14 protein-coding genes are annotated in these 16,144 nt (G+C 66.4%); 6 read left to right on the top strand and 8 right to left on the bottom strand.

The genetic code is table 11. The features are described from left to right. Window positions 1–93: 93 nt before the first annotated feature. Genes JOF57_RS23895 through JOF57_RS23885 form a run of 3 tightly spaced genes read left to right on the top strand, consistent with a single transcriptional unit; the run spans window position 94 to window position 3,768 of the window. Window positions 94–1,272: a spirocyclase AveC family protein gene (locus JOF57_RS23895; RefSeq protein ID WP_209920909.1), complete on the top strand. Its 1,179-nt coding sequence runs from the start codon at window positions 94–96 to the stop codon at window positions 1,270–1,272. Beyond that, window positions 1,259–2,080, top strand: coding sequence for a CbbQ/NirQ/NorQ/GpvN family protein (locus JOF57_RS23890; RefSeq protein ID WP_209920906.1), 822 nt, complete (start codon window positions 1,259–1,261; stop codon window positions 2,078–2,080). Before JOF57_RS23895 ends, JOF57_RS23890 begins: the two co-directional genes overlap by 14 nt. Beyond that, on the top strand, window positions 2,077–3,768 hold the full coding sequence (locus JOF57_RS23885; protein WP_209920903.1) for a nitric oxide reductase activation protein NorD: 1,692 nt from the start codon (window positions 2,077–2,079) through the stop codon (window positions 3,766–3,768). Before JOF57_RS23890 ends, JOF57_RS23885 begins: the two co-directional genes overlap by 4 nt. Before the next feature lie 13 nt (window positions 3,769–3,781). Here JOF57_RS23885 and JOF57_RS23880 read toward each other — a convergent pair whose 3' ends face one another. Genes JOF57_RS23880 through JOF57_RS23865 form a run of 4 tightly spaced genes read right to left on the bottom strand, consistent with a single transcriptional unit; the run spans window position 3,782 to window position 8,877 of the window. After that, window positions 3,782–5,155: an FAD-binding oxidoreductase gene (locus tag JOF57_RS23880; protein WP_209920901.1), complete on the bottom strand. Its 1,374-nt coding sequence runs from the start codon at window positions 5,153–5,155 to the stop codon at window positions 3,782–3,784. A gap of 10 nt (window positions 5,156–5,165) precedes the next feature. Continuing rightward, entirely contained in the window at window positions 5,166–6,410 is a 1,245-nt protein-coding gene (locus tag JOF57_RS23875; RefSeq protein ID WP_209920898.1) for an alpha/beta hydrolase, read from the bottom strand. Then, window positions 6,403–8,061 (bottom strand): acyl-CoA ligase FadD12, encoded by a 1,659-nt coding sequence (fadD12, locus tag JOF57_RS23870; RefSeq protein ID WP_209920894.1) that lies wholly within the window; start codon window positions 8,059–8,061, stop codon window positions 6,403–6,405. Before fadD12 ends, JOF57_RS23875 begins: the two co-directional genes overlap by 8 nt. Before the next feature lie 6 nt (window positions 8,062–8,067). Then, window positions 8,068–8,877: a 1-acyl-sn-glycerol-3-phosphate acyltransferase gene (locus JOF57_RS23865; protein WP_209920893.1), complete on the bottom strand. Its 810-nt coding sequence runs from the start codon at window positions 8,875–8,877 to the stop codon at window positions 8,068–8,070. Window positions 8,878–9,096: 219 nt separating this feature from the next. Here JOF57_RS23865 and JOF57_RS23860 point away from each other — a divergent pair, with 219 nt between their 5' ends. The 3 genes from JOF57_RS23860 (at window position 9,097) to JOF57_RS23850 (ending at window position 11,475) form a co-directional block, all read left to right on the top strand. Next, the gene (locus JOF57_RS23860; protein WP_209920890.1) at window positions 9,097–9,954 is read left to right on the top strand and encodes an arylamine N-acetyltransferase family protein; all 858 of its coding nucleotides are present in this window, start codon (window positions 9,097–9,099) and stop codon (window positions 9,952–9,954) included. A gap of 63 nt (window positions 9,955–10,017) precedes the next feature. Next, window positions 10,018–10,941 carry a helix-turn-helix domain-containing protein gene (locus tag JOF57_RS23855; protein ID WP_209920888.1) on the top strand — a complete coding sequence of 308 codons (924 nt, stop codon included), beginning with the start codon at window positions 10,018–10,020 and terminating at the stop codon, window positions 10,939–10,941. A gap of 3 nt (window positions 10,942–10,944) precedes the next feature. Further along, window positions 10,945–11,475: a dihydrofolate reductase family protein gene (locus JOF57_RS23850; RefSeq protein WP_209920885.1), complete on the top strand. Its 531-nt coding sequence runs from the start codon at window positions 10,945–10,947 to the stop codon at window positions 11,473–11,475. A gap of 27 nt (window positions 11,476–11,502) precedes the next feature. Here the strand turns inward: JOF57_RS23850 and JOF57_RS23845 are convergent, their stop codons facing one another. From JOF57_RS23845 to tnpB, 4 genes are all read right to left on the bottom strand, one after another. Next, window positions 11,503–11,730 carry a hypothetical protein gene (locus tag JOF57_RS23845; RefSeq protein ID WP_209920882.1) on the bottom strand — a complete coding sequence of 76 codons (228 nt, stop codon included), beginning with the start codon at window positions 11,728–11,730 and terminating at the stop codon, window positions 11,503–11,505. Between the two features lie 145 nt (window positions 11,731–11,875). Beyond that, a complete protein-coding gene (locus JOF57_RS23840) occupies window positions 11,876–13,345 on the bottom strand; it encodes an aldehyde dehydrogenase (protein ID WP_209920879.1) in 1,470 nt (489 codons plus the stop codon). A gap of 55 nt (window positions 13,346–13,400) precedes the next feature. After that, a complete protein-coding gene (locus tag JOF57_RS23835) occupies window positions 13,401–14,159 on the bottom strand; it encodes a class I SAM-dependent methyltransferase (RefSeq protein ID WP_407666647.1) in 759 nt (252 codons plus the stop codon). Window positions 14,160–14,227: 68 nt separating this feature from the next. Next, window positions 14,228–15,883: an IS607 family element RNA-guided endonuclease TnpB gene (gene tnpB, locus JOF57_RS23830; protein ID WP_209920874.1), complete on the bottom strand. Its 1,656-nt coding sequence runs from the start codon at window positions 15,881–15,883 to the stop codon at window positions 14,228–14,230. Window positions 15,884–16,144 lie beyond the last annotated feature (261 nt).

Raw genomic sequence — 16,144 nt, 5'->3', positions numbered from 1 at the left:
TATTGGAATCTCAGATACCGACTAGTATATTTACACCGGTTGGTCCGCCTCACGCCGCCGACTGCCTCCACGATCGTCAAGGGGAAACCGATCATGAGTGATTTGACCAAAAAGCCCGCCGTCACCGAATCGATCGGTGGAATCGCTGAGCTCGAAAAACAAGGCCCGTCGTCGTCGAACGCGTTCAAGATCTGGGCGACCGTCGGCGGCATGGTCCTGCTGTTGACGTTGTATCTGTTCATCCGCTGGGTCACCGGCCCCTATTTCGAGCCGGTGTCGGGTGGCCCGAGCGAGCCGCCGATGTACATGAAGATCCCGCTGATGGCCAACGCTGTCGTGCTCTGGATCGGCCTGCCGGTTGCCTTGTGGTTCTTCATCATTCGGCCCTGGGTGCGGGAGAGGCGCATCACGCTCGACGGCATGCTGCTGGTGTCGATGGGCCTGATGATGTTCCAGGATCCGATGCTCAACTACTACAGCACCTGGTGTACGTACAACGCCTGGCTGTTCAACCAGGGGTCATGGGCACCGCACATTCCGGGCTGGGTGGCGCACGAGGAGCCGGGCCACACCGTGCCCGAACCGCTGCTGACCAACATCCCCGGCTATGCGTACGGCGTCCTGCTGCTCACCATCGTCGGATGCCTGATCATGCGAAAGATCAAGAACCGTTGGCCTGGGATCAGCAACCTGCGGCTGATCTTGGTCACCTATGCGATCGCCTTCGTCTTCGATTTCGTGATGGAAGCCCTGATCATGCTGCCGATCGGGTTCTACTCCTACCCCGGCGCCATTCAGTCGTTGTCGTTCAACGCCGGCACCTACTACCAGTGGCCGATCTACGAGGGGCTGATGTGGGGTGGCGTCCAGACGGCGCTTGTCTGCCTGCGCTTCTTCACCGATGACAAAGGCCACACCGTGGTCGAGCGCGGAATCGATCGGCTCCGCGGCGGGTTCATCAAGCAACAGTTCGTCCGCTTCCTGGCGATCTTCGGCGGTGTCAGCGCATGCTTCTTCCTGTTCTACAACGTTCCCGCGACGTGGCTCGGCATGCACGCCGATCCGTGGCCCGAAGACGTGCAGAAGCGTTCGTACTTCAACCCTGGCATCTGCGGCGAGGGCACCGATCGACCGTGCCCAAATCCTGATCTGCCACTGCCGACCAAGCACTCCGGGTTCATCAACCACGACGGTGAACTTGTGCTGCCCGACGGGGTGCAGATGCCGACCGTTGTTCCGATCCAGGTACCCGACCGCGATGACGCTCAATAGTTTTCCGCAGCTGGAAGATTCGGTGTCAACGCCGCCGTTCTTCCGTGCCGCGGGCGGGGAGGTCGAGATCTTCCGGGCCGCCGCCCGCCGCGGTGCACCGGTGCTGCTCAAAGGGCCCACCGGGTGCGGAAAGACCCGTTTCGTCGAGGCGATGGCGCACGAACTCGGTCGTGAGCTGATCACCGTCGCCGGTCATGAGGACATGACATCGGCCGATCTGGTGGGCCGGTTCCTGCTGAAGGGCGGCGAAACCGTCTGGGTGGACGGCCCGTTGACCAGGGCGGTGCGCGAGGGCGCCATCTGCTATCTCGACGAGATCGTGGAGGCGCGTCAGGACACGACTGTGGTCATCCATCCGCTTGCCGACCACCGGCGCGAACTGCCGATCGACCGGCTGGGTACCACCTTGTCGGCGGCGCCGGGCTTTCAACTGGTGATCTCCTACAACCCCGGTTACCAGAGCATCCTGAAGAGCCTCAAAGACTCGACCCGGCAGCGTTTCGTCGCGATCAGCCTCGACTTCCCGGCTCCCGAGATCGAAACCGAGATCGTGGCCTTTGAGGCCGGGATCGACTCATCCACCGCTGCATCACTGGTCGTCCTCGGAAATGCCGTGCGGGGTCTGGACGGGTCGGCACTGAGCGAGGTGGCCTCGACCCGGATGCTGATTCTCGCCGGCGGCCTCGTCGCCGAAGGACTCAGCCTGCGCGACGCTGTCCAGTCCGCCGTGGTGGAGGTGCTGTCCGACGATCCCGATGTGATCCGGGGCCTCGGAGAACTCGTCGACGCCGTCCTGCCACCACGGTGAGCACCGGTCGCCCGGAACCACACGACTTCCGGTTTCTGGCCGGTTTCCTCGCCGGGCGGCCCGTCGACGTCGCGGTGGCCCGCGCGGACGAGTTGGCGTACACCGATGGGCAGGTCGTCTTTGTGTCGGCAAACGCCGATCCGGACCGGCAGCGACGCGAAGTGCTGGTCCAGAGCGCACTTCTCGGAGCCGGAAGCCTCGACGGTCACTACGTCAAGCGACTGCGGGCGCGCCCCCTGCCTGCCCGCCGCTACCTGGCGCTCGAAGGCCACCGGGTCCTGGCCGAACTCGGTCCGCGGATTTCTCTGGCGGCAGCGGTCGGCACGGCCTCCGCTGCGCAGTCGGCGAGTTCCGAGGAGTCGTTGCAGATCGCCTTGGGCAGAGCAAAACTCGACGCACCACCGGATTGGTTCGGGACGATCAAACCGTCCAAACTGAGCCGCGGCCGCGGCCGTGGCCGCGGCGAGTCGGGGTCGCGGGCCACCGACACCGACGTCCGGATGGACGCCGAGCACACGTCCGAGATGGACGAGGACGATGACGACGACGGACCGGCAGAGAAGAGCTGGATCCTCAAACTGTTCGAGGTTCCCATCGGCACGCAGACGCCCGCGAAATTCCTGCGCACGCTGTTCGGCGGCTCCCGCTCGTCCGGAAGCGAGGGCGCCGGAGGGGAATTGGGAGTCGGCTCGATCCGACGGACGTCGCACGCCGGCGTGAATGCGCGGCCGGTACCCACCCCGATCCACTTCACCGGCGCCGAGAAGCCTGGTGCGGCAATCGCAGTCGGTGGCGCCATGTATCCGGAATGGGACGTCTTCGGTGACCGGTATCGCGAGAATTGGTGCCGCGTCATCGATTTTCCGATCACCGCCGCGGTGGACGTCTCAGCCGTTGGTGTGACACGTGACCCGGTGCTGCGACGCAGACTGGCCCGAGTCGGCCTCGGCCCCAAAGTGTTGCGTGCCCGCGCCGACGGCGACGACGTGGACAACGAGGCCTTGATCGACCTGTTCGTCGATCTGCGCTCCGGCTATTCACCACCGGAGCACGTGTACACGGAGCGGCGCAAGCTCGCCCGCAACCTCGGTGTGCTCATCCTCGTCGACGCCTCCGGATCGGCGACCGATGCCGACGGCGACGGCCTCGCCGTCCACGATCACCAACGCCGCGCGGCCGCAACGCTCGGCGTGACGCTCGAGGAACTCGGAGACCGCGTCGCCGTCTACGGGTTTCGCTCACAGGGTCGGCTTGCGGTGCACCTGCTTGCGATCAAGACATTCGGGGAACGCTTCGGAGTTGCCGGTCGGGCCCGCCTGAGTCAGCTGCAGCCGTTCGGCTACACCCGGCTCGGCGCCGGTATCCGCGGCGCCGGTGAGATCCTCAAAACCCAAGCGGGAACGCCGAACCGGCTCTTGGTCGTGCTCTCGGACGGCTATCCCTACGATGACGGCTATGAGGGTCGCTACGCCCAGGCCGACGCCGCCAAGGCCCTCGAGGAACTCCGCGCCGACGGGGTGGCCTGCCTGTGTCTGTCCATCGGTGCGGATGCTGACGCCGACGCACTCGATCAGGTCTTCGGCGCGGCCAGCCATGCCAGTGCGGCGACGCTGGCCGAATTGAGTCCGCGGATGGATGAGTTGTTCTTGTCGGCCTTGCAAGAACTGGCCGCACCCAGGGGGCGGTGAAAGCCTCCCCGAATCAGCGCAGCACCGAGCCCGGACTGAGGATGCCGAGCGGGTCGAGGGCGTCCTTGATGCGACGGGTCAACGCCATCACATCGTCGCCGAGTTGTAGTGGCAGCCAATCCCTCTTGAGGCGGCCGACGCCGTGTTCGCCGGTGATGGTGCCGCCCATGGCGATCGCCAACTCCATGACCCGGGCGAATGCCTGGCGGGCCCGCTCGCTCATGTCCGGATCCTCGGCATCGAACACCACCACCGGGTGGGTGTTCCCGTCGCCGGCATGGGCGACGACGCAGATCAGCACGTCGCAGTCATCGGCGATGCGTTTGATCCCGGCCACCAATGCCGGCAGGTCGGGTATCGGCACCGTCACGTCCTCGAGATAGAACGTGCCCAGCTGCATCAGGGCCAGGCCCACGAGTCGCCGGGCCGCTGTCAAGGCTGCCCCTTCCTCGGGGTCGTCGGTCGCGTAAACCTCGGTGGCCCCGGATTTTTCGCAGGCCTCGACGATGTGGGCGATCTCCTCGGCTGCCGCGCCCGGTGCATCCGACTGGATCAGCAGCAATGCCTGTGCCGAGCGGTCCAGGCCCATCCGGCGGTAGTCCTCGACCGCGTTGATGGTGGCGTGGTCCATCAACTCCAACATGGCCGGCCGGACTTTGGCCGTGATCGCCACGACCGCGTCCGCGGCGTCCTCCACCGAGGCGAACACCGCCACCACGGTCGACGCCGGAGGCTGGGCCGGGATCAGCCGCAGTGTGAGTTCGGTGATCACCCCGAGGATGCCTTCAGAGCCGACGAACAACTTGGTGAGCGACAGGCCGGCGACATCTTTCAGTCGCGGGCCGCCCAGCCGGACTGCGGTGCCGTCGGCCAGCACCACCTCCATGCCGAGCACGTAGTCACTGGTGACCCCGTACTTCACACAGCACAGTCCGCCCGCATTGGTCGCCGCGTTCCCGCCTATCGAGGAGATCTCGACTGAACCGGGATCCGGCGGGTACCACAGGCCGTGCTCGGCGGCGGCCCGCTTCACCTCGGAGTTCAGCAGGCCGGGTTGCACCACGGCGGTGCGGTTCGCGGTGTCGATGCGGATCTGCCGCATCCGTTCGGTGCTGAGGATGATGCCGCCGTCGACGCCGTTGGCGCCACCGGCGAGCCCCGATCCCGCGCCCCTGGGCACTACGGCGACGTGGTGCGCGCTCGCCCACCGCAGTACGGTCTGCACGTCCTCGGTGCCGGTGGCCCGCACCACGGCTCGCGGCACGCCCGCCTCGGGATCGAGAGCGGCGTCGCGGCGATATCCCTCGATCACGGCAGGGTCGGTGACTACCGCGCCGTCGGGCAGGTCAGCGGCGAGGGTGGCGATCTCGGTGTCCGGTGCGGACATCGTCAGGAGTTTACCGGCCGGCAGCGGAGTCCGCGGTGAGCTGGGCTCGGGCCCTTGCCCAGGTCAGAAACTCCGAGACGGCATCGGCGGTGTAGTGGCCGCGGGGTGAGCCGAAGAAATCGAATGCGTGCTGGGCGTGCGGGATCTCGGCGTAGATGACCGGGGACTTGGAGACCTTCCGCAACGCTGCGACGAAATCACGACCCTCGACCACCGGGATGAGTGAGTCGTTGGTCCCGTGCAGCACGAAGAACGGGGGTGCATCGGGGTGCACCAGGGTGATCGGCGAGGCGTCCCGGTACACCTGGTCATTGGTGGCCAGCGGCGCCTTGACGATCAGCCGCTGCAGGATCTCCATGAATTCTTTGCGCCCGGGACCGGTGGTGCTGAACCAGTCGTAGCGGCCGTAGACCGGTACCGCGGCGGCCACCGAGGTGTCGGCGTCCTCGAATCCCGGCTGCCACTTGGGGTCGTTGGGTGTGAGCGCGGCGAGTGCGGTCAGATGCCCGCCCGCCGATCCACCGGTGATGCACACCGTGTCCGGGTCGCCGCCGTACTCGGCGATGTTGGCCTTCACCCAGGCCAGGGCCTGTTTCACATCGATGATGTGATTGGGCCACGGGTGGCGCGGGCTGATCCGGTAGCCGATCGACACGCAGATCCAGCCCTGCTCGGCCAGGTGGCTCATCAGCGGATACGACTGCGGCCGGCGCATGCCGATCATCCAGGCGCCGCCCGGGATCTGTACCAGCACCGGTGCCTTGCCGTCCCGCGGCAGGTCGGGGCGCATCCAGATATCGGCGAGGTTGGCCCGGTGCGGGCCGTAGTGGATGGTCTTACGGGCGTAGCGGCGCCGGCTCATCGACGTGGAGTACACCTCGCCGCGACGCAGGGGCCGCAGCGACGACGGGTATTCGTCGCCGAGGGCCTCGTGTACCGGATTCTCGAAGTAGGGCCGTGATTGCACACCGCGCCGGTGCACCAGCACCAGCAGTCCCCAGGAAATCGCCTTGAGCAGCAACGAGATTCGGCCGCCCGCGGAGCGGTAGTCGCCCCGGATACCGCGGCGCAGCGCATCGAGCACCGAGACGGTGATCACCAGGGGGGCGTTCTCCGAGGTCGGCCAGCCGAACGCGAAAGACTGGACGGTGCTGTAACCCCTGCGCCCCAGCGGTTTCACTGCGTTGGCAGCGTTGAGCAACTCGGCGGCGGCAGCCAACAGCCGCCTTCTTAGTCCAGGATGGCGGTCAGCCATTCACCATCTCCTGGAGTTGGCGGCGGTCGATCTTGCCGGTGCTGTTGCGCGGTAGCTCGTCGAGCACGGTGATCTCCCGCGGCACTTTGTAATTGGCGAGGTTCTCCCGAACGTATGCCTTGAGGTCGTCGGCCGTGGCGGCACCGGAGAGCTTCACGAACGCCGCGAGTCGCTGACCGTACTTCTCATCGTCGACGCCGATGACCGCAGCCTCGGCGACATCGGGATTGCCGGCCAGGACCTTTTCCACCTCGATCGGGTACACGTTCTCACCGCCGGAGACGATCATCTCGTCGTCGCGGCCCACCACGAAGAGTCGGCCCGCCTCATCGAGGTAACCGACATCGCCCGAGGACATGAAGCCCTCGTGGAAGGCTTTGCCCTTGACGGTGGGGCCCCCGGTGTAACCGTCGAACTGCGTCGAGTTGCGGACGTAGATGGTGCCCACGTCTCCGGTGGGAACCTGCTGGAATTCACCGTCGAGAATCCGGATCTCGGTGCCCTCGGCGGGTTTACCGGCGGTATCGGGTGCGGCGCGCAGGTCGGCCGGGGTCGCGGTGGCGATCATGCCGGCCTCGGTGGCGTTGTAGTTGTTGTAGATGATGTCGCCGAACCGGTCCATGAAGGCGGTGACGACGTCGGGACGCATCCGCGATCCCGACGCCGCGGCGAACCGCAACGAACGGCCGTCGTAGCGATTCAGCACGTTCTCGGGCAGGTCCATGATCCGGTCGAACATCACCGGCACCACGCACAGGCCCTTGGCCCGGTGCCGGTCGACGAGCTCGAGCGTGGCTTCGGGATCGAACTTGCGCCGGGTGACGATGGTGCAGGCCATCGACGCCGCGAACGCCAGCTGGGAGAATCCCCAGGCGTGGAACATCGGCGCCACGATCACGACCCGATCTTCGGTGTGCCACGGGGTGCGATCCAGGATCGCCTTGAGTACCTCGGGCCCGCCACCGGAATGCTTGGCGCCCTTAGGAGTTCCGGTGGTGCCCGAGGTCAGCAGGATCACCTGACTTTTCTTGCGCGCCTTCTCACCCGCGCGCCGCGGTTCCTGGCCGCGGTGCTGCTCGACGAGCTTGGCGACGGTCACGTCGTGGGTGTGGGTGTCGGTCCAGGCCACGATCTGTGCGGCGCCGGGCCGGTCGGCAAGTGCTTGATCGACGGTGCCGGTGAATTCCTCGTCGTAGATGACGGCGTCCACGGACTCGCGGTTGACCACCTCGGCCATGGCCGGTGCGGCGAAGGACGTGTTGAGCAGCAGCACGTCGGCGCCGATGCGGTTGGCGGCGATCAGCGACAGCACGAAGCCACGGTGATTGCGGGCCATGATGCCGAGCACCTTGGGTTCACCACCGGGCAGCGCCTGCAGCCCGGCGGCCAGGGCGTCGGCCTGTTGGTCGACCTGCTGCCAGGTCAGCATGCCGAGCTCGTCGACCAGGCCGGGCCGGTTCGGGCAACGCTGGGCTGAGGCCGCGAAACCCGAAGTGATGCCCATGTTTTCGCGGGCCATCGCCGAAGCGATGCGCAGGTACTTGTCCGGGCGCATCGCCGTGATGATTCCGGCCCGGCGCATCGTGGTGACGAGGCCGGCCGCGTCGGTGACCCGGTCCAGCGGCCCCGTCAGCAGATCAAGCGGATTCACCGGTGCTCAGCCGATCACCGGGAAGCGGCGCTCTTCGGCCAACTCGTCCAGCGCGCGTTGCATGACCTGGCGGACATGCGCGTCGACCTCGTCGATGTCGGGGTTCTCGCCGAATTCGGCGACGATGTCGATCGGGTCCAGCGTCTTCATCACGATCTTGGTCGGTAACGGGACGTTCAGCGGCAGCACCGCCGAGAGCCCGAACGGGAAACCGAACGACAGCGGAACGACCTTGGTGTGCGCCAACCGTGCGATCGGTCCGAGTGCCTTGGCGATCCCGGTGCCACGGGACAGGTAGAGCTGGGTCTCCTGGCCGCCGATACCGACCATCGGCACGATCGGGACACCGGCGTTGATCGCGGCCTTGATGTATCCGGTGCGTCCGGCGAAGTCGATCTTGTTTGCCGACAGGGTCGGCCGATACACGTCGTAGTCACCGCCGGGGAACACCACGACCACGCCCCCCGAGCGCAGTGCCTCGTCGGCGTTCTCATGATTGGCCCGGATGAAGCCGGTCTTCTTGAAGAAGGCGGCGGTCGGGCCGACCATCAGCATGTCGTGGCTGAGGGTGTACACCGGGCGGGTGTAGCCGAACTTCTCGTAGAACCCCGTCGCGAACACCGGGATGTCCAGCGCGAACAGGCCGCCTGAGTGGTTCGACACCACCAGGGCGCCGCCGTTGGGGAAGCTGTCCAGCCCACGCACCTCGGCGCGGTGGTAGCCCTTGATCAGCGGCCGCAGGAAGCCCATGACCTTTTCGGTCAGGCCCGGATCCCACTTGGTGATTTCGGACGGGTCGATGTCGGTCGCGGCCACAGGGTCCCCCTGATGTGGATTGGAACGTGTTCTAGTTTTGCCAGTGTACCCAGGTAGCGGGCGAAAAACCCATTTGCTTCGCGGGTTCATTTCCCTACTGCCGGGTAGCTGCCGTCCATCCTCTCAAAACCACCGGTCGCGCGGCGTGGCTATGGCTCCGACGGATTCGTCACAGTCGAGTTGACCTGTACCCCGGTTGAGGCAGCATCATTGGCCGCCATGGGCTCATCGCCATCTGACGCATTCGATCTGCCCGGCTACTTCGGCCGGATCGGCTACCACGGTTCTACGCAACCGGACTCCGACACGTTGCGGGCCATCGTCGCCGCGCACGGCCGGTCGATCCCGTTCGAGAACCTCGACCCTTTGCTGGGCATGCCGGTTGCCGATCTCGGTGCAGCGGCATTGACGGACAAGCTGATCACCCGGCGCCGTGGTGGCTACTGCTACGAGCACAACGGACTCCTCGGCTACGCCCTCGATGAGCTGGGGTACGGCGTCGAACGGCTGGCCGGGCGGGTGGTCTGGATGAAGGAACCTGACGCCCCGTTGCCCGCGCTCACCCACAACGTGCTTGCCGTGACGGTTCCCGGTGAGGCCGGGCGCTACCTGGTCGACGTCGGCTTCGGCGGGCAGACATTATCGTCGCCCATCCGGCTGCAGGCCGGCGCGGTGCAGCAGACCCGCCACGAGCCCTACCGCCTGATCGAGCTGCCCACCCGCCATGAGCCGGAGTACGAATTGGCCGCGCAGGTCCGCGGCCAGTGGCAGCCGCTGTACCGATTCACCACCGTGCCGCAGCCGCGCATCGACCTCGAAGTCGGAAGCTGGTATGTGTCAACACATCCCGGTGGAGTCTTTGTCGTCGGACTGTCGGCGGCGCTGGTCACCGACGACGCGCGGATCAACCTGCGCGGCAGGAACCTGGCCATCCACCGCGGCGGTGAGACCGAACGCATCCGATTCGACACCGCCGCACAGGTTCTCGATGCGCTCACCGAACGGTTCGGGGTGAACCTGTCCGATCTCGACGGTGTCGACGTCGAGGCCCGGGTGGCGCAGGTGTTGGACAGCTGAGGCAGGCGGGGCGATCACAGCAGGAAATGTCATGGTCCCGGGGCGGGTGGCGGACCATACTCGGTGACCGTGGAGGTTCAACCGAACGGGCGTGACCGGCTGCGGGAACTGCTCGACGCCGTCGTCGACGACGACAACTCCGGCGTCGGCGACATGGCCCGCAGCAGTTACGCATCAGAGTTTCACTTCTCCCGGGAGGTGCGCAGGCTCACCGGGGAACCACCTGCGGCGCTGCGCCGACGGGTCATGCTCGAGCGCGCGGCCTGGCGGTTGCAGCGCGGTACCGGGGTCGCTGAGGTGGCCGAGGCGGAGGGCTGGTCGTCGGCCGAGGTGTTCTCGCGGGCGTTTCGCCGCGCCTTCGGCGTGCCGCCCTCACGTGCCGGCGACGTCGGATTCCGGTTGACCGCTCTCAACGGGGTGCACTTCCATCCACCACAGTCGTTGTGGTGTGATGCCGACCCGGGGGAGTCATCCGGTCCCGATATCGCCCAGTTCATGCTCGTACACGATGTCGCCGACACCGAGTACCTGATCGGTGCCGCCGCTGCGCTCTCCGAACAGCAATGGGTACAAGAGGTTTCACCGGGCCAGGTGGTGCTGGACTGGGACGGCCCGGAACCCACCGTCGCGGACGTGCTCGGGGCGATCGTGTGGACCAAAGAGGTCTGGCTGGCGACCATCGAGGGCCGGGACTTTCCGTCGCGGTCCACCACCAGTCAGGTGACGGCCGGGCAACTCGCGGCGCACCACCGCGTCATCGGAAAGCGTTGGACCACACTGATATCGGAGTACTCGGCGGCGGTACGGCTGGGCGACACTGTGATCGACGCGCTGTGCGATCCGCCCGAGTCCTTTCAGCTGTACGGGATTGTCGCGCATGTACTGACCTACTCGGCGCACCGACGTGCCCTGGCGCGGACCATGTTGGCCCGCCATGGCATCGAAGTCGACCGGGGTGACCCACTTGAATGGATGAGGAGGGACTGACCGGTGAAGACCGTGTACTACACCGCATCGAGCCTGGACGGTTTCATCGTCGACACCGCAGACAGCCTGGATTGGCTGATCTCGCGGGACATTGACCAGGACGGCCCGTTTGGCTACGACGAATTCATCAAAACCATTGGCGCACTGGTGATGGGGTCGTCGACCTACGAGTGGATCGTCAAGGACCAGCCCAACGAGTGGGCGTACGAGCAACCGACGTGGGTGTTGACCCACCGTCCGGAGATCGTGTCGGCCGAGCACCCGGTGGAGCTGTTCTCCGGCGAGGTAGCCGAACTGCACCCCCAGCTGGCGGCTGCCGCGGCGGGCAAAGACGTCTGGGTGGTCGGCGGCGGGGAGGTCGCCGCCCAGTTCGTCACGGCCGGGCTGATCGACGAGATGATCGTCAGCTACGCACCCTGCTCCCTGGGGGCGGGGTCACCGGTGCTGCCGGTCCGATCCGAGTGGACGCTGGCCGAATGCGCGCGCAACGGCGACTTCGTCTGCGCCCGCTGGGTCAGGGCCGCAGCCGTTTAGCGCGAGCAGACGCAAACCTGTCCCTTTTCACGCGAAAAGGCGCAGGTTTGTGTCTGCTCGCCGAGGATAGGCCGCGGGGAACTTGTTCGAGCCCAACTGGCGCACGGTCTTGGTGTTGAACGCCGCGGCGAGATGCTCCGCGTCGGCGTCGGTGACCCCGGCGAGGGCCGCCGGCGACGCATCCAGAATCTCCTTGAGTGCCTTGTCCTCGTACGCCTTGTCGAGCGACTTGGTCAGATCAACGGAAACTGCCATGGGATTCTCCTTGCGTCTCAGTGCCGGATGAACCCGCGCCACGCTAGTTGGCGAACCTGAATATTGACTGTCGGTGCGAACTCACCCGAACGAAAGGCGCCCTGAGACCGCAGTCCCAGGGCGCCTTTGCGACATTCGAAGAGATTTACTCCGGGGTGTAGCCGAACGGCAGCAGCACACTCTTGGACTCGCAGTAGCCGGAGATGCCCTCCGGTCCACATTCGCGGCCGATGCCGGAGTTCTTGTACCCGCCGAACGGGGCGCCCGGGTCGAAGGCGTACATGTTCACGCCGTACGTGCCGGTCCGGATCTGCGAGGCGATCTCGATGGCCTTGGGGAAGTCCGTGGTGTACACCGAACCGGCCAGGCCGTACACCGAGTCGTTGGCGATCCGCACTGCGTCGGCCTCGTCGTCGAACGGGATCACGACCAGCACGGGCCCGAAGATCTCCTCCTGGGCGATGGTCATCGAGTTGTCGACATCGGCGAACACCGTCGGCTGCACGAACCAGCCGTCCAGGCCCTCGGGCCGGCCACCGCCGGTGACGATGCGGGCACCCTCCTCGACGCCCTTCTTGATGTAGCCCTCGACCCGCTCGCGCTGCTTCTCGCTGATCAGCGGACCCATCATGGAGGCCGGATCGTCGGGCAGGCCGCACTGCATGGCCCCGGCGGCGGCGGCGACCTTCTCGACGACCTCGTCATACCGCGACCGGGGCGCCAGGATGCGGGTCTGGCCCACGCAGGCCTGGCCGGCGTTCATCAGGCCGGAGAAGATCAGCATCGGCAGGGTGGAGTCCAGGTCGGCATCCTCGAGGATGATCGCCGCGGACTTGCCGCCCAGCTCCAGCGTGCACGGCTTGAGCTTCTCGGCGGCGATCTTGCCGATCTCCTTGCCGACCGCGCTGGAGCCGGTGAAGGTGAACTTGTCCAGCGCCGGGTTGTCGGTGAGCGCGCGACCGGTGTCCGGGCCGCCGGGGACGACCGACAGCACGCCTTCGGGCAGACCGGCCTCGGCGAACATGTCGGCCATCAGGTTGGTGGTCAGTGGGGTCTCGCCGGCGGGCTTGAGCACGATGGTGCAGCCGGCCAGCAGGGCCGGGCCCAGCTTGTTGGCGGCCAGGAAGAACGGCACGTTCCAGGCGACGACGGCGCCGACGACACCGACCGGCTCCCGCAGGACCAGAGTCTGGCCGTAGAGACCGTCGCGGATGTCCTTCCACGCGAACTTGTCGGCTGCCGATGCATAGAAGTTCAGCGTCGACATCGCGGCGCCGTACTGCATCATGTCGACGATGGTCGGCGGCTGGCCGGTCTCCAGTGCCAGGAGTGCCTTGAAGTCGTCGGCGCGTGCCTCGATGAGCGCGGTCGCCTTGGCCACGACGGCCTCGCGTTCCTTCGGCGTCATCCGCGGCCACGGGCCCTCGTCGAAGGCCTTGCGGGCCGCGGCGCAGGCGGCGTCGACGTCGGCCTTGGCGGCCAGCGGCACCTGCCCGACCTTCTCGCCGGTGGCGGGGGAGAAGACCTCGATGACGTCACTGGTCGACGGATCGGTCCACTGACCGCCGATGAACAGCTTGTCCCACGTGGTTTTCAATGCCGTGCTCTGTGTCATGAGCGTCACATTACCTAGATTTCCCAGAAAAACGAGAACCTGTTCCAGTGGTTGGTCAGGACGGCTTCAGGACCAGCACCAGATTGCTCACCAGGAACTCCCGCAACCCTGGCATCGCGGTCATCCACCAGGCCCATCGCGGGTGGTAGCGCGGAAAAGCGGCGATCAGAGCGCCGGTGCCGGCCGCCCATTCCAGGCCGTCGGCTGCCGACACCGCGAACAACGACGAGCCGTAGTCGTTCTTGGGTCGATGGCCGTGTTTGCGGGTGTAGCGCTCGGCGGCCCTGGCTCCGCCCAGATAGTGCGTCAACCCCATCTCGTGGCCGCCGAACGGGCCGAGCCACACCGTGTACGACAACACCACCAGCCCGCCCGGTTTCGTGACCCGCAGCATCTCGTTGCCGAGCCGCCACGGGTGCGGCACATGCTCGGCGACGTTCGACGACAGGCAGATGTCGACGCTGTCGTCGGCGAACGGCAACGCCATCCCTGATGCCCGCACGAACGTGCCCTCGGTTGCGTCCGCAGCGGGTCCGGCGTGCATTTCCCGAGGATCGGGCTCGACCCCGATGTAGTGCATACCCGCGGCATCGAAGGCTGAGGCGAAGTAACCGGGCCCGCCGCCCACGTCGAGCACGGTGCGCCCGGTAGGGGATTCGCCCGTGGCCGCCGTCCACAGGTCGGTGGTCATGGCGACGGTATCGGTGGCCAGCGCGCCGTAGAAACGGGCCGGGTCGGTCTGCTCGAACCGGAACTGCGCCAGTAGGCGTACTGACCGGTTCAGGGTTGCCCGGCGGGCGAAGCGTGCCGAGATGTCGCTGGGCTGCACCTGTCCAACCTACTGACCGGTACCGTTGCCGTTGAGTGTGTTTGGTGACACGTTCATGCGGCGTCCCCTTGCGGGGTTTGGGTTCTGGCCTCGCCGCGTCCGGCCTCACCGAGGTGGGGTCTTACGGACGCTCCGCCGGCGCCGAATGATCCGGCGTCCGCGCCATGGCCTGTACCGACCACCATGGTGGTCGGCCCGGGTACCGGTGGGGCCGTGGTCCCGACTGGACCACAACTGGCAGATTCCGGCCAGTCACGGAGATTCAAGGCAGCATTGCGATCCCGATCAACCACCTCACCGGTGGATGGGCACGCCAACAACTTGTCGATACGCCCCTTGCCGACCAGGCGGCACGGGTCGCCGTCGGGTGCGATATGACCGTGGTGAAGCTGGCTCGAGGGAAACCAGCGATCCGCCTTGGTCAGCGTGCTGCCATATTTGGTGGTTTTGTAGGCCAGCATCGGCGCGACCACCCCCATCGCCGCATCAGACACGGCGCGCCGAAAGGCGCGCCGTCCCATGCCGCGTTTCATCGCGGCCACATCAAGATCCTCGATCACGATGTGGCCATAGCTGCTCGCCAACTCAGAGGTGAGCTGATGGGCAGCTTCCCGCCGCAGATGCACGCATCGCCGGTCCAGTCGGGACAGCTTGGCTTTCGCTGCCCGATGACCGCGCGATCCGGGGATACGACGGGAAAGTTCACGACCAGCCCTGCGTCGAGCGGCAAGTGTGGCTTTGAGCGGGGCCGGATTCTCAAACTCGGTGATGGTCTGCTCACCGGTGACGCTGTCGATCGTGGCCACGGTGGCCAGGATGCGCACGCCGAGATCCACCCCGGCGACAACCGTCGGGTGGGCCACCGTGCGCGGGGTGGTGGGGGTGCGCAGGGCGTAGCTGATCGACACGAACAACCGCCCCCACCGCTGCGACACCGTCACATTGAGAATATGGGCACGTCCTGACGCGAGGTGGCGCTGCAGGCGGCGGGTGTTTTCCTTGGCCCGAAGAGCGCCGATCACGGGAACCGTGAGGGTACGCCGATCAGCCTCGACCCGCATGGTGCCGGTGTTGAACCGCACCCGATCCCTATCCCGCCGCGCGGATTTGAACCGGGGGAAACCCACCCGCCGGCCTTTGCGGGTGCCGTTGCGACTGGTCTCCCAATTGCTCAACGCCCGGGCCAGGTCTGCCAGGCCCGATGAGTAGGCCTCTTTCGAGTTGTCGGCCCACCACGGCGCTACCTCGCCTTTGGCACGGTTCCACGCCTTGCGTAGCGACGCCAGATCCCAGCCCACCGATACATGGTCGGGGTCAACCGTTGTGGCGTCCAGATCAGCTTTCACCTGGGCCAGGCCCCAGTTGAACGCGAACCGCCGGGCCCCGAAATGCGAGCGCACCAACCCCGCCCGCTCGGGATCCGTCGGCCATTCCACTTCGAATTTCGCCCCGGCGACCATCCACCCGGTCGGCAACGACTCACCCGGTGAACCCGTGGCCCCGTAGCCGTCGGCGTCGCCGTTGAAAAGCTTGAACAGCACCGAGACCGACTCCACCACGGCCCGGTGGACTTCGAAATCTGCACCCACATCGACATACCGCGACAAGCTCGGGCTGCCATCACGGTTCGGCTTGCCCACAAGGTGCACGCCACCGGTGAGCCCGGCCACCGTCGCGGCCTGCTGGCGTGTGCGCATCCCGACAATCATGGCGCCCGACCCTGCCCAGATGCGGCCGCCGTGCCGACCATCAGCGCATGCCTCGACCTGCGCACTCCGATCAACAAGCCACGATCCCGCATGTCGATCACCCTGCCACCAGGGTCCGACAACAAACCCACGCCACGGTTCACCACCGCCGCAACCGGCGCGCCCACCAACCTCGACGCAACCCGCCATTGCCGTGCGGATCGGCCAGACTCACCACGCCCACACACCCCATACACACTCACGGGCACCCCGCCGGCAACA

The sequence above is a fragment of the Mycolicibacterium lutetiense genome (assembly GCF_017876775.1).
Taxonomy (GTDB): Bacteria; Actinomycetota; Actinomycetes; order Mycobacteriales; family Mycobacteriaceae; genus Mycobacterium; species Mycobacterium lutetiense.
Note: the sequence above shows the minus strand (reverse complement) of the source record. Positions and strands in the feature narration are given on the sequence as shown.

Excerpts from the sequence above, each read along its gene's own strand:
- JOF57_RS23860 (WP_209920890.1), top strand. The coding sequence starts at position 9,097 with ATGGGCTCATCGCCATCTGACGCATTCGATCTGCCCGGCTACTTCGGC.
- JOF57_RS23840 (WP_209920879.1), bottom strand. The coding sequence starts at position 13,345 with ATGACACAGAGCACGGCATTGAAAACCACGTGGGACAAGCTGTTCATC.
- JOF57_RS23890 (WP_209920906.1), top strand. The coding sequence starts at position 1,259 with ATGACGCTCAATAGTTTTCCGCAGCTGGAAGATTCGGTGTCAACGCCG.
- tnpB (WP_209920874.1), bottom strand. The coding sequence starts at position 15,883 with ATGATTGTCGGGATGCGCACACGCCAGCAGGCCGCGACGGTGGCCGGG.
- JOF57_RS23845 (WP_209920882.1), bottom strand. The coding sequence starts at position 11,730 with ATGGCAGTTTCCGTTGATCTGACCAAGTCGCTCGACAAGGCGTACGAG.
- JOF57_RS23875 (WP_209920898.1), bottom strand. The coding sequence starts at position 6,410 with ATGGCTGACCGCCATCCTGGACTAAGAAGGCGGCTGTTGGCTGCCGCC.
- JOF57_RS23880 (WP_209920901.1), bottom strand. The coding sequence starts at position 5,155 with ATGTCCGCACCGGACACCGAGATCGCCACCCTCGCCGCTGACCTGCCC.
- JOF57_RS23895 (WP_209920909.1), top strand. The coding sequence starts at position 94 with ATGAGTGATTTGACCAAAAAGCCCGCCGTCACCGAATCGATCGGTGGA.